Below are 13,399 nucleotides of genomic sequence, written 5' to 3'. Positions count from 1 at the left end.
AGCCCACGAATTGTCGGAGATTCAGACCGTTACGTCAGGCACCGGCAGTGAAACCTGAGGATTGGGGTGAAAAAACACGTGCTCTCGGACAGGTCCTACCGCAATCTCGCCGATTTCCTCATAGCCTTGACGCTTATAGAACTCGAGATAACGAGGATTTCCCGTGTCTACGACGATGCCCTGAGAGTGCTCATCCACCGCGCACCAATCGTGCAACGCCCCAAGCAGTTGTTCGCTCAAATCCTGCCCCAGCTTCTGACCCTGAAATTCCGGATCCAGGCCTATCAACGGCAGCACATGCACGGTTTCGGACGGAACACAGGCCAGCACCGCGTTGTAATAAGCCAGATAACGCTGGGTGCAACCAAGGCCGGTGTCCATCACCATGCGCAGACGCCAGGCCCAGCTTTCAGTGACGCCCAGACGACGTTGCGGTGGCGCGATCAGCGCTACGCCGACCAGCCGATCCTGCAAAAACAGACCGAGTGCAGGCTGGTCTTGCAGGAAGTGTTGTTTGACCAGTTGGCGAATGGTCGCCAATACGCGTTGCTCATATCCCTCGCGCTCGGCATTGAACAGATAGGCGAACGTCGGATCGTGCCGATAGGCCCTGAACAGCAAGGAGCGGGTTTCACGGGAATAACCACTGTCGAGTTGACGAACTTCACCCGTGATGGCAGCAGGTAGGGACATAAAGGGCCTCGTGTTAACGGAACTGCGTCTGGCGCAGCAGTTTTGGCAAGCAGGCTTTCGAGTGATGGCACTTGATAACAGTTCCAACGATTTGTCCGGGCCTGTGTTTGCGCGGTGCCTTACACGGTGCTGGTCCTGAAACCACAGGTCAGCTAGCATCGCTGTTTGTTTTTGCTCAGGACCGCCGTTTTATGAAAATCGTCTCGTTCAACATCAATGGTCTGCGCGCTCGACCTCATCAGTTGGCGGCGCTGATCGACAAACACCAGCCTGACGTAATCGGCCTTCAGGAAACCAAGGTTTCGGACGAGCAGTTCCCCCACGCGGAAGTCGAAGCGCTGGGCTATCATGTGCATTTCCACGGTCAGAAAGGCCATTACGGTGTTGCCCTGCTATCGCGCAATCCTCCGCTGGCCCTGCACAAGGGTTTTGAAGGCGACGACGAGGAATCGCAGAAGCGCTTCATCTGGGGCACTTGTGCCGACAGCAATGGGCAGCCGGTCACCATCATGAATGGCTACTTTCCGCAGGGCGAGAGCCGTGATCACCCGACCAAATTTCCAGCCAAACAGCGTTTTTACGAGAATCTGCAGACCTTGCTGGAGAGCCATTTCAGCAACGAGCAGCCGCTTATCGTGATGGGTGACGTAAACATTTCTCCGCAGGACTGCGACATCGGCATCGGTGCCGACAACGCCAAGCGCTGGCTGAAGACCGGCAAGTGCAGCTTTCTCCCCGAAGAGCGCGAGTGGATGGAACGCTTGAAAAACTGGGGCCTGGTGGACAGCTTCCGTCATCTGTACCCTGAAGTCGTCGACCGATTCAGCTGGTTTGACTATCGCAGCCGCGGCTTCGAAGACGAACCCAAGCGCGGCCTGCGCATTGACCTGATCATGACCTCCACCGGCCTGCAGCCACGCATCAAGGCGGCCGGGGTGGACTACGATTTGCGCGGCATGGAAAAGCCGTCGGACCATGCGCCGATCTGGCTGGAACTGAACTGAAAAAGCGCCCTATCGTGCGATCCGGCTTTATGCATAAACGGGTCGCGCGCGCAGTGGTCGAGCAATCGTCATACTCCGGAAATCTTTCTGTCTTATTCTCCCGGCACCCTCCCGTGACTCATGGTGACGCCGATGTTGCGCGCTTTGCTAACGGCGCTGACTCTGTCGAGCGCCACCCTGCCCGCCCTTGCGCTGGCGGCACTGCCGCTGCCCGCGGGTGAAATACCGGCCTTGCGCATTCAAGGCTCAAATACCATCAATGCCCAATTGGGCCCCGCACTGGCTGAAGGGTTGATGCGCCAGCAAGGCCTGCAATCAGTGCAGACTGTTGCCGGCAATGTCATGAATGAACAGCGCGTCGTCGGCACTACCGCCGCAGGGCAGACGGTCAGTATCGAAATCGCCGCACATGGTTCAGGCACCGGGTTTACTGCGCTCAAAGCAGGTAACGCCGATATTGCCACCTCTTCACGACCTATCAAGGATCAGGAAGCCAAGGACCTGGCGGGCCTGGGCGACCTGAAAAGCGCAGCAAGCGAACAAACCATTGCCATAGATGGCGTTGCTGTGATTCTGCATCCAGGCAATCCGGTCAGACAGCTGGATACGCTGCAGCTGGCGCGCATTTTCAGCGGGGAAGTCAGGGACTGGGCCGAAGTGGGTGGAAATCCGGGAGCCATTCATCTTTATGTTCGCGATGAGAAGTCCGGCACCTACGAAACATTCAAGGACCTGATACTTGTAAAGTACGGCAAGAACCTGTCCGGCACAGCCGCGCGCTTTGAATCCAGCGAGCAGCTCTCCGACGAGGTCAGCAAGGACATCAATAGCATCGGTTTTATCGGGCTACCGTCCATCAGGCGTGCCAAAGCGGTGGCCATTGCCGATGGTGATTCCAGACCCATGCTCCCGACTGTCAGTCTGATTGCCACCGAAGACTATCCTCTGTCGCGACGGCTCTACTTTTATGTGCCTACCTCAGCTCATCAACGCTGGGCGCAGGCGCTGGTCCGTTTCGCGCAAAGCGCCGAGGGTCAGGCCATCGTCGCGCAGAGCGGCTTTGTCGCGCAGACCGTGCAGGCACTCAAGGTGCAGCCTACCGCGCAGATGCCTGCGGATTATCAGGCGCTGGCGCGCAAGGCCGAACGGCTGTCGGTCAATTTTCGCTTTGCCCAGGGCAGTGCGAAGCTGGATAACAAGGCGCAGCAGGACCTCAAGCGGGTGGCGGAGTACCTGAAAACCAGCAACCAGCTCAATCAACATGTCACGCTGGTCGGCTTTGGTGATGCCAAAAGCGATCCGGCTCGCGCAGCCCTGCTCTCAAGGCTGCGCGCCATGGCGGTGCGCCGTGAGCTGCTGAAAAGCGGCGTGACATTTCGCGACATCGTCGGCCTGGGGGATGAGATGCCGGTAGCTACCAATGACATCGATGACGGCCGAATCAAGAACCGTCGGGTCGAAGTCTGGGTGCAGTAGCCTGGGCGCAGTTATCGGCTACCGGCTCAGGACTGGCTGCGCTCCCTGTCTGCCGGCAGGTATTTGCCCAGTTCATACTTGCCGATAGCGGCGCGGTGTACTTCATCCGGGCCGTCTGCCAGACGCAGTGTGCGCTGCATGGCGTACATATAGGCCAAGGGGAAATCATTGGAAACACCCGCCCCGCCGTGCATCTGGATCGCCCGATCGATGACCTTCAGCGCCACGTTCGGCGCTACCACCTTGATCTGCGCGATTTCGCTTCTGGCGACCTTGTTGCCTGCTGTATCCATCATGTAGGCAGCCTTCAGGGTCAGCAGACGGGCCATATCGATCTCCATGCGCGAATCGGCAATCCTGTCGATATTGCCCCCCAGCCTGGCCAGCGGTTTGCCGAAGGCAACCCGGTCTACGGAGCGCCTGCACATCAGCTCAAGTGCCCGTTCAGCCATACCGATGGAGCGCATGCAGTGGTGAATGCGGCCTGGTCCCAACCGGCCTTGAGCGATTTCAAAGCCGCGCCCCTCACCCAGCAAGACGTTTTCAAACGGCACCCGGACGTTATCGAACACCACTTCGGCATGCCCGTGGGGCGCGTCGTCGTAGCCGAACACAGGCAGCGGCCTGACAATCTTCACGCCCGGCGTGTCGACCGGGACCAGAATCATCGAGTGTTGCTGATGGCGCGGCCCGTCAGGATTGCTCAGGCCCATGAAAATCAGGATTTTGCAGCGCGGGTCGCAGGCACCGGAAGTCCACCACTTGCGGCCATTGATCACCCATTCATCACCATCGCGCTCGGCGCGCGCGGCCATATTGGTGGCGTCCGATGACGCCACGTCGGGCTCGGTCATGGCAAAAGCAGAACGAATTTCGCCGCGCAGCAACGGTTCCAGCCAGCGAGCTTTCTGTTCCTCGCTGGCATAGCGAACCAGCACCTCCATGTTGCCGGTGTCAGGCGCAGAGCAATTGAACGGCTCGGGTCCCAGCATCGAACGCCCCATGATTTCCGCCAGCGGCGCGTATTCCAGATTGCTCAGGCCGGCACCCAGCGCAGACTCCGGCAAAAACAGATTCCACAACCCCTCGGCTCTTGCACGGGCTTTCAGTTCTTCCATGATCGCGGTGGGCTGCCAGCGATGGCCTTCGGCCACTTGCTGTTCGAAAACCGGCTCGGCCGGATAAACGTATGCATCCATGAACGCGGTGACGCGCTCACGCAATGCCTGCACCTTCGGGGAATACGCGAAATCCATGGGCCACTACCTTCTCGATCAGGGTGTCGAATGCATGATCCTGATGCTAGAGAAACGCCGTACATTTATCTAATCTATTCTCGGCGTGTATAAACATTCATAACCGATATATGATCCATCACCGCTGCGGCGTCCCCAGCCTGCCGAACAGCGAATCAAAATAACAGCACGAGGCGCCCATCAATGAACCTGAGCAAGGTCGATCTCAATCTTTTCATTGTCTTCGACGCCATCTACACCGAAGCCAATCTGACCCGGGCCGGGCAGATCGTCGGCATTACCCAGCCTGCGGTGTCCAACGCCCTGGCGCGGCTGCGAGAGACCTTCAACGACCCGCTGTTTGTGCGAACGGCTCAAGGCATGGTGCCGACACCGATGGCACAGAACATCATCGGCCCGGTGCGCAATGCACTCTCATTGCTCAGGGTTTCGGTGCAGGAAAGCCGTATATTCAACCCGTTGCAGGCCAACAAGAACTACCGCATCAGCATGACCGACCTGACCGAGGCCGTGATCCTGCCGACGCTGTTCCAGCGCCTGCGACGCCTTGCGCCTGCCGTGACCATCGAGAGCTTTCTGTCCAAGCGGCGGGAAACCACCAAGGAGCTGGCTGCCGGGCGCCTCGACTTCGCCGTGGATGCACCGCTCAATACCGACCCGCAGGTTCGCCACGTCAAGCTGCTGGAAGACCGCTATGTGTGCGGCATGCGCAAGGCGCATCCGCTGGCGAACAAGGCCACGTTGACGCTGGATGATTACATGAGCCAGGCACACATCCATATTTCCAGTCGGCGTAGCGGACTGGGGCACGTGGACCTGGCGTTGGGCAAGATGGGCATTCAGCGCAGGATTGCGTTGCGCTCGCAGCATTACCTGATGGCGACACAGGTCCTGCAGCAGACTGATATGGTCATGACCATACCTGAACGCTTCGCCCGCCGTAACGATTTGCACTATGTCCACTTACCGGTCAACGATGTGCCTTCGGTCGAAACCCATCTGTACTGGCATGAAAGCACTGATCAGGACCCAGCCAACCGCTGGATGCGCGAACAGATCATCGAGCTTTCACAGCGGGTCGTGGCGCAGGAACAAAGCCTCGAGAAAGCATGAGATAAAAACACCAAGCCATTGTTTTTAAATTAAATATTTAAATTTGTTAAAGTCGTTTCTAATTTGGCAGGCGCGGCTTGGCGCGCCTTGACAACACGACTTCTGCTTGACGCTTACGTAAAGCACGCCGTAGGTTGAGTGCTGAATATCTCGTTGAGCGACACCATGAGCAGTCAGACCTACAGCATTTCCGAGCTCGCCCGTGAGCTGGATATCACCACCCGCGCGATCCGCTTTTACGAAGAGCAAGGCATGCTCAGCCCTGAACGCAAGGGACTGGAGCGCATCTACACCGCCCGTGACAAAGTCACCCTGAAACTGATCCTGCGCGGCAAACGCATTGGTTTTTCGCTGGCTGAATGCAAGGAACTAATCTCGCTGTACGACCCTTCCGGTGACAACCAGAAGCAGTTGCAGACCATGCTCGGCAAGATCGCCGAGCGCCGTGAACAGCTCGAACAACAATTGCTGGACATCCGGCAAATGCAACTGGAGCTGGACACCGCCGAAGAGCGTTGCCGGACTGCGCTCGATAAAACTGCTGCCACTTCACACTGACCACCAAAAGGCACTGCCATGTCTCTTCCACAAAAGGTAAATATCGTTGAAGTCGGCCCGCGTGACGGCCTGCAGAATGAAGCACAACCGATCAGTATCGACGACAAGGTGCGCTTGGTGGATGACCTGACGGCAGCCGGACTGAGCCACATTGAAGTCGGCAGCTTTGTCTCGGCCAAATGGGTGCCGCAGATGGCTGGCTCCGCCCAGGTGTTCGAAAATATCCAGCGGCGTGAAGGCGTTATCTACTCTGCCCTGGCACCCAACCTGCGCGGGTTCGAAGATGCGTTGGCGGCCGGCGTCAGAGAGGTCGCGGTGTTTGCAGCGGCAACCGAAGGGTTCTCCCGGCGTAACCTCAATTGCTCGATCAGCGAAAGCCTGGAGCGCTTTGCGACCATCATGGCGGCGGCGCAGATGCATGGTGTGCAGGTTCGGGGTTATGTGTCGTGCGTGTTGGGCTGCCCTTATGAGGGCAGTGTCTCGCCGCAGCAGGTCGCAGCCGTCGCCAACGAACTCTACGCGATGGGTTGCTATGAAGTTTCGCTGGGCGACACCATCGGCACCGGCACGCCGGGGGCCACGCGAGCGCTGTTCAACGCCGTCTCTGCGCAGATCCCGCGAGGCAAGCTTGCCGGGCACTTCCACGACACTTACGGTCAGGCGCTGGTGAATATCTACGCCAGCCTGGAGGAAGGTATCCAGGTCTTCGACAGTTCCGTGGCAGGCCTGGGCGGCTGCCCGTACGCCAAGGGTGCCAGCGGCAATGTTGCCACTGAGGACGTGCAGTACATGTTGCAGGGCATGGGTATTGAAACCGGGGTAGATCTGGACCAGGTCATCGCCGCAGGCCAGCGCATCTGCGGCGTACTGCAACGCAGCAATGGCTCGCGCGTGGCCAGGGCCCGGCTGTCTGCGTAACGACTGTCACCTGTCGGTAACAGGGTGCGACAACTTGTCACACAGTGTTACCCTGCCCCGCGTCCAGTCGAGACAAACCGGTAACACAGAAACACTCGGCAACTGAATCAGATGGCCCGATGCCCGAAAAAGACGTTCAGCTCCCGGTATTACGGGGCTTTTAAAAAACTGGCACGGGTCCTGCTATATCCTTTGTACAACAAAAATAAAAACACGCAGCAACCCAATAAAAACAACACGTACCGGCTCTGACACAACAAGAACAACACGGACAGAGACGTAGCTAACAGATTTTTTTGAAGTGGACAGCTTTTCTGAACTGCTTGCGTTGCAAGTCGTTCTGCAGCCAGACAGAGAATAACAAAACTGCCCCGAGGCAGCTCCCGAACTGGTGGATCACATGATGAAAGCTTGATCAGCGCTCAAAAAAATACGTTTGCTCTTGGTCCCGCATGCGGACCGCTCAAAAAAGCAGTAAAGGGCCAGGTCGCCAAAAACAACAACAGGCCACCCGAAAAACAAAAAAGAGCATAGAGACATACCTTGAAGGGGAGCCCAGGCTCCCCTTCGTGCTTTCCAGCGTTTGCTTTTGCCTCCCGACTCTCCCCCACCCTCTGCGCACAGCCTGATTGACAGCACACATCCGCAGGTTTACGTTAACGTAAAGGTCATAGCCAGTCCGCATAGAATCATCTCCAAGAATAAAACAGGAACGCTACCCATGAGTTACCCCAGCCTGAACTTCGCCTTGGGCGAAACCATCGACATGCTGCGCGACCAATTGCAATCCTTCGTCGCCGCAGAGCTTGCCCCGCGCGCCGCGCAGATCGACAAGGACAACCTGTTCCCAGTCGACATGTGGCGCAAATTCGGTGAGATGGGCGTGCTCGGCATCACGGTCAGCGAGGAATACGGTGGCGCAGGCCTGGGTTATCTGGCGCATGTCGTGGCGATGGAAGAAATCAGCCGTGGCTCGGCATCGGTGGCACTTTCCTACGGCGCACATTCCAACCTGTGCGTGAATCAGATCAACCGCAATGGCAGCCCGGCGCAGAAAGCCCGATACCTGCCCAAGCTGATCAGCGGCGAGCACATTGGCGCGCTGGCCATGAGCGAACCCAATGCAGGCTCGGACGTGGTATCGATGAAGCTGCGCGCCGACAAGCGTGGTGATCGCTATGTGTTAAATGGCAGCAAGACCTGGATCACCAACGGGCCTGACGCCAATACCTACGTGATCTACGCCAAGACCGATCTGCAAAAGGCTGCGCATGGCATTAGCGCATTCATCGTCGAGCGTGACTGGAAAGGCTTCTCGCGCGGCAGCAAGTTCGACAAGCTGGGCATGCGCGGTTCCAATACCTGCGAGCTGTTTTTCGACAACGTAGAGGTGCCTGAGGAAAACCTGCTGGGCGTACTGGACGGTGGTGTCAGAGTCCTGATGAGCGGCCTCGATTATGAACGCGTCGTGCTCTCTGGCGGGCCGACCGGAATCATGCAGGCCTGCATGGACGTGGTGGTGCCCTACATTCACGACCGCAAGCAGTTCGGCCAGAGCATCGGCGAGTTCCAGCTGATTCAGGGCAAGGTCGCAGACATGTACACCCAGCTCAACGCCAGCCGGGCCTACCTGTACGCCGTCGCCCAAGCCTGTGATCGTGGCGAGACCACGCGCAAGGACGCAGCGGGCGTGATCCTCTACAGCGCCGAACGCGCCACGCAGATGGCGCTGGATGCCATCCAGATTCTGGGCGGCAATGGCTACATCAACGAATTCCCGGCCGGTCGACTGTTGCGCGACGCCAAACTCTACGAGATCGGTGCAGGCACCAGCGAGATCCGGCGCATGCTCATCGGTCGCGAACTGTTCAACGAAACCCGTTGATTGCGGAGCTACCATGACCATTCTGCAGACTCGCATCAACGCCCGCTCGCCGGAATTTGCCCTTAATCGCACCACGCTGCTCAAGCAGGTCGAAGAGCTCCGTATGTTGCTGAGCATCGTTCGCCAAGGCGGCGGGCCCAAGGCACAGGAACGTCATACGTCACGCGGCAAGCTGCTGCCGCGCGAGCGTATCAACCGTTTACTGGACAGCGGATCACCGTTTCTGGAGATCGGCCAACTGGCCGCCCATGAGGTATATGGCGAAGAGGTTCCGGCCGCCGGGGTAATAGCCGGTATTGGCCGGGTCGAGGGCGTCGAGTGCATGATCATCGCCAACGACGCGACGGTCAAAGGTGGCTCCTATTACCCGCTGACCGTCAAAAAGCACCTGCGCGCGCAGACCATCGCCCAGCAAAACCGCCTGCCGTGCATTTACCTGGTGGACTCCGGTGGTGCCAACCTGCCGCGCCAGGACGAAGTGTTTCCGGACCGCGAACACTTCGGGCGAATCTTCTTCAATCAAGCCAACATGAGCGCACAAGGCATTCCCCAGATTGCCGTGGTCATGGGTTCCTGTACCGCAGGCGGGGCCTATGTTCCGGCCATGGCCGACGAAGCGATCATGGTGCGTCAGCAAGCCACCATCTTCCTCGCAGGCCCGCCACTGGTAAAAGCTGCCACCGGAGAAATAGTCAGCGCTGAAGACCTGGGCGGTGCCGATGTGCATTGCCGCACCTCCGGGGTGGCCGATCACTATGCCGACAGCGACGAGCACGCGCTGGCATTGGCGCGACGCAGCATCGCCAATCTGAACTGGCGCAAGCAGGGTCAACTGAACACTGTCACACCGATTGCGCCGTTGTACGCAAGCGATGACCTGTACGGCATTATCCCGGCCGACACAAAGCAGCCGTTTGACGTACGCGAAGTCATCGCGCGGTTGGTGGATGGCTCGGTACTGGATGAATTCAAGGCGTTGTTTGGCACCACGCTGGTCTGCGGCTTCGCTCGCCTGCATGGCTACCCGATCGCGATTCTAGCCAACAATGGGATTCTGTTCGCAGAAGCTGCGCAAAAAGGCGCGCACTTTATCGAACTGGCCTGCCAAAGGGGAATTCCCCTGCTGTTTCTGCAGAACATCACCGGTTTCATGGTCGGTCAGAAGTATGAAGCCGGGGGCATCGCCAAGCATGGTGCCAAGCTGGTGACCGCCGTGGCCTGCGCGAAGGTGCCGAAATTCACGGTCATCATCGGCGGCAGTTTCGGCGCAGGAAATTACGGCATGTGCGGCCGCGCCTACGACCCGCGCTTCCTGTGGATGTGGCCCAACGCGAGAATCGGCGTGATGGGCGGCGAGCAGGCAGCGGGCGTGCTGGTGCAGGTCAAGTGCGAGCAGGCGGAACGTGCCGGCCAGGCCTTCAGCGCCGAGCAGCAGGCTGAACTGAAGCAGCCGATTCTCGATCAGTACGAGCATCAAGGGCATCCTTATTACTCCAGCGCCCGACTGTGGGACGACGGAGTCATCGACCCGGCACAAACCCGCGACATTCTTGCGCTGGCCCTGTCCGCCTCGCTCAATGCGCCCATCGAACCTACCACCTTCGGCCTGTTCCGGATGTGAGGCGGGAAATGACCATGACTTCGACCTCATTCGCGACCATAGAGTTGATCACCGACCCACGTGGTTTCGCCACGCTGTGGCTAAATAGACCGGACAAGAACAATGCCTTCAATGCGCAGATGATTCGCGAGTTGATCCTCGCGCTGGACCAGGTGCAAAGTGATGCCGGCCTGCGCTTTCTGCTGGTGCGCGGGCGTGGCAGGCATTTCAGCGCCGGTGCCGATCTGGCCTGGATGCAGCAGGCCGCAGAGCTGGACTACAACACCAATCTGGATGATGCCCGTGAACTGGCAGAGCTGATGTACAGCCTCGCCAAATTGAAAATCCCGACGCTTGCGGTGGTGCAAGGTGCAGCGTTCGGTGGCGCGCTGGGCCTGATCAGTTGCTGCGACATGGCCATTGCGACGGCAGATGCGCAGTTCTGCCTGTCAGAAGTACGCATAGGTCTGGCTCCAGCGGTTATCAGTCCGTTTGTGGTACAGGCCATCGGCGAACGCGCCGCGCGGCGCTACGCCCTGACCGCCGAGCGTTTCGATGGCCAGCGAGCGCAGCAGATGGGGCTGATAGCTGAGTGCTACCCGGCTGCCGACCTGCAAGCCCGCACGCAGGAGTGGATCGACAACCTGCTGCTCAACAGCCCGCAGGCCATGAGAGTCAGCAAGGAGTTGCTGCGCGAAGTCGGTAGCGGCGAACTCACACCCGCATTGCGTCGCTACTGTGAAAGCGCCATCGCGCGCATCCGCACCAGCGCCGAAGGCCAGGAAGGCCTGCGTGCCTACCTGCAAAAACGCACACCCGGCTGGCAGCCACACGGCGATCAAACGCCAGCAGCGCTTGCAGCCCGGCAAGAATCACAGAAGGACTCGCAATCATGAGCACTCCCGAGCTGACCACGCTGCTGATTGCCAACCGTGGTGAAATTGCCTGTCGTATCATGCGTACCGCAAAAACCATGGGGCTCACCACAGTCGCCGTGCACAGTGCCATTGACCGTGACACACGGCATAGCCGTGAGGCTGATATCCGTGTGGACCTTGGAGGCAGCAAGGCAGCAGAAAGCTACCTGGCGATCGACAAGCTTATCGATGCGGCCAGGGCAAGCGGCGCGCAAGCGATTCACCCCGGCTACGGTTTTTTGTCCGAAAATGCCGACTTTGCCCGTGCCATTGAAGAGGCAGGGCTGATTTTCCTCGGCCCACCCGCCTCGGCCATCGACGCCATGGGCAGCAAATCTGCCGCCAAGGCGCTGATGGAGCAGGCTGGAGTGCCGTTGGTACCTGGCTATCACGGCGACGCACAGGACATCGAGACGTTCCGCAGCGCCGCTGAACGCATCGGTTACCCCGTGCTGTTGAAAGCCACGGCAGGCGGTGGCGGCAAAGGCATGAAGGTGGTGGAGCACAGCGGCGAACTGGCCGAAGCGCTGGCCTCTGCGCAACGCGAGGCGCTCTCATCGTTCGGCGACGCGCGAATGCTGGTGGAGAAATACGTCCTCACCCCACGCCACGTCGAGATTCAGGTGTTTGCCGACCGCCATGGTCACTGTCTCTACCTCAATGAGCGCGACTGCTCCATTCAGCGCCGACACCAGAAGGTCGTCGAAGAAGCACCTGCGCCCGGCCTGACACCCGAACTGCGCAAAGCCATGGGTGAAGCGGCGGTCAAGGCCGCACAGGCAATCGGCTACGTGGGTGCAGGCACGGTGGAATTCCTGCTGGACGCGCGCGGCGAGTTTTTCTTCATGGAGATGAATACCCGCCTGCAAGTCGAGCACCCGGTGACCGAGTACATCACGGGCCTGGATCTGGTGGAATGGCAGATTCGGGTGGCCAGAGGCGAACCGCTGCCTATTACTCAGGAACAAGTGCCACTGATCGGTCACGCCATTGAGGTCCGGTTATACGCCGAAGACCCGGCCAACGATTTTCTGCCTGCGACCGGCACGCTGGAACTCTACAGAGAATCCGCGTCCGGCCCCGGCAAGCGTGTGGACAGTGGCGTTAGCGAGGGTGACAACATTTCACCCTTCTATGACCCCATGCTCGGCAAACTGATTGCCTGGGGCGAAAACCGTGAGCAGGCCCGTTTGCGCCTGCTCGCTATGCTGGATGAGTTTGCAGTGGGCGGTGTCAGAACCAACCTCGCATTTTTGCGCAGAATCATCGCCCATCCGGCGTTTGCCGCCGCGGAACTGGACACCGGCTTCATCCCCCTTTATCAGGATAAATTGCTGCCGCAAACGGGTGAACTGTGTGAGGAACTCTGGCAGGCCGCCGCCGAGGCCTTCAGCCAGAGCGAACCGGCACGTGTCGATCAAGACGACCTGCACTCGCCCTGGGCGGTCACGACAGGCTTTCGTGCAGGCCTGCCTGCGGAGACGGATCTGCGGCTGAGCTGCAATGGTCAAACCCGAACCGTCTACCTGCGCAACAGCAGCGACTCACCATTTAAACTCAGCAACGAGCATCTGACTGTCGAACACAACGGCGTGCGCCGCTCGAATCTGGCAATACGCCGTGGCGATACGCTTTACCTCAAATGGCAAGGCGACCTGCACACCATCAACCGACTGGACCCCATCGCGCAGGCCGACGTCAGCGATAGCAAGCATGGCGGCCTGACCGCCCCCATGAATGGCAGCATAGTGCGCGTGCTGGTTGAAGTGGGTCAGGCGGTCGAGTCCGGGGCGCAACTGGTGGTGCTGGAGGCCATGAAGATGGAACACAGCATCCGCGCTGCCAGTGCCGGCGTTGTCACAGCGCTTTACTGCCATGAGGGAGAGATGGTCAACGAAGGCGCAGTACTGGTGGAACTGACCTGACCACCAGCGACGGCCGCACACGAAAACGCCCTGAACAGTCAGGGCGTTTTTGCG

Annotated in this window: 11 protein-coding genes and 1 pseudogene; 9 read left to right on the top strand and 3 right to left on the bottom strand. The window is 59.1% G+C overall.

Going from position 1 to position 13,399, the window contains the following annotated elements; genetic code table 11:
* Window positions 1-21: 21 nt before the first annotated feature.
* On the bottom strand, window positions 22-693 hold the full coding sequence (locus AC4ANE_RS14015) for a GNAT family N-acetyltransferase (protein WP_002553676.1): 672 nt from the start codon (window positions 691-693) through the stop codon (window positions 22-24).
* 191 nt (window positions 694-884) lie between these two features.
* Between AC4ANE_RS14015 and xthA the strand changes: the two genes are divergently transcribed.
* Together xthA and AC4ANE_RS14005 are read left to right on the top strand one after the other, a co-directional pair.
* The gene (xthA, locus tag AC4ANE_RS14010; RefSeq protein ID WP_002553675.1) at window positions 885-1,697 is read left to right on the top strand and encodes an exodeoxyribonuclease III; all 813 of its coding nucleotides are present in this window, start codon (window positions 885-887) and stop codon (window positions 1,695-1,697) included.
* 132 nt (window positions 1,698-1,829) lie between these two features.
* Window positions 1,830-3,173 (top strand): substrate-binding domain-containing protein, encoded by a 1,344-nt coding sequence (locus tag AC4ANE_RS14005; RefSeq protein WP_031594781.1) that lies wholly within the window; start codon window positions 1,830-1,832, stop codon window positions 3,171-3,173.
* 26 nt (window positions 3,174-3,199) lie between these two features.
* Here the strand turns inward: AC4ANE_RS14005 and AC4ANE_RS14000 are convergent, their stop codons facing one another.
* Window positions 3,200-4,429, bottom strand: a complete 1,230-nt coding sequence (locus AC4ANE_RS14000; protein WP_002553673.1) for an acyl-CoA dehydrogenase — start codon at window positions 4,427-4,429, stop codon at window positions 3,200-3,202.
* Window positions 4,430-4,612: 183 nt separating this feature from the next.
* Here AC4ANE_RS14000 and AC4ANE_RS13995 point away from each other — a divergent pair, with 183 nt between their 5' ends.
* The 3 genes from AC4ANE_RS13995 to AC4ANE_RS13985 all read left to right on the top strand — a co-directional run bounded on the left by AC4ANE_RS13995 (window position 4,613) and on the right by AC4ANE_RS13985 (window position 7,018).
* Window positions 4,613-5,542, top strand: coding sequence for a LysR family transcriptional regulator (locus AC4ANE_RS13995; protein ID WP_002553672.1), 930 nt, complete (start codon window positions 4,613-4,615; stop codon window positions 5,540-5,542).
* A gap of 165 nt (window positions 5,543-5,707) precedes the next feature.
* Entirely contained in the window at window positions 5,708-6,100 is a 393-nt protein-coding gene (locus tag AC4ANE_RS13990) for a MerR family transcriptional regulator (RefSeq protein WP_002553671.1), read from the top strand.
* An 18-nt stretch (window positions 6,101-6,118) separates the two neighbouring features.
* Window positions 6,119-7,018, top strand: coding sequence for a hydroxymethylglutaryl-CoA lyase (locus AC4ANE_RS13985; protein WP_002553670.1), 900 nt, complete (start codon window positions 6,119-6,121; stop codon window positions 7,016-7,018).
* A gap of 283 nt (window positions 7,019-7,301) precedes the next feature.
* Here AC4ANE_RS13985 and AC4ANE_RS13980 read toward each other — a convergent pair.
* Window positions 7,302-7,558: pseudogene (locus AC4ANE_RS13980) on the bottom strand (hypothetical protein).
* Between the two features lie 181 nt (window positions 7,559-7,739).
* On the opposite strand from AC4ANE_RS13980, the gene AC4ANE_RS13975 reads away from it, so the two are divergent.
* From AC4ANE_RS13975 to AC4ANE_RS13960, 4 genes are read left to right on the top strand one after another with little or no spacing between them, the layout of a single operon-like run.
* Window positions 7,740-8,903: an isovaleryl-CoA dehydrogenase gene (locus AC4ANE_RS13975; RefSeq protein WP_002553669.1), complete on the top strand. Its 1,164-nt coding sequence runs from the start codon at window positions 7,740-7,742 to the stop codon at window positions 8,901-8,903.
* Window positions 8,904-8,916: 13 nt separating this feature from the next.
* Window positions 8,917-10,524, top strand: a complete 1,608-nt coding sequence (locus tag AC4ANE_RS13970; RefSeq protein ID WP_002553668.1) for a carboxyl transferase domain-containing protein — start codon at window positions 8,917-8,919, stop codon at window positions 10,522-10,524.
* 14 nt (window positions 10,525-10,538) lie between these two features.
* The gene (locus tag AC4ANE_RS13965) at window positions 10,539-11,399 is read left to right on the top strand and encodes a gamma-carboxygeranoyl-CoA hydratase (RefSeq protein WP_002553667.1); all 861 of its coding nucleotides are present in this window, start codon (window positions 10,539-10,541) and stop codon (window positions 11,397-11,399) included.
* Window positions 11,396-13,345 (top strand): acetyl/propionyl/methylcrotonyl-CoA carboxylase subunit alpha, encoded by a 1,950-nt coding sequence (locus AC4ANE_RS13960; RefSeq protein ID WP_002553666.1) that lies wholly within the window; start codon window positions 11,396-11,398, stop codon window positions 13,343-13,345. The genes AC4ANE_RS13965 and AC4ANE_RS13960 overlap by 4 nt, the downstream gene beginning before the upstream one ends.
* Window positions 13,346-13,399 lie beyond the last annotated feature (54 nt).

It is taken from the genome of Pseudomonas sp. Pme6b (assembly GCF_058129925.1).
This window is presented reverse-complemented; position numbering and strand designations above follow the sequence as displayed.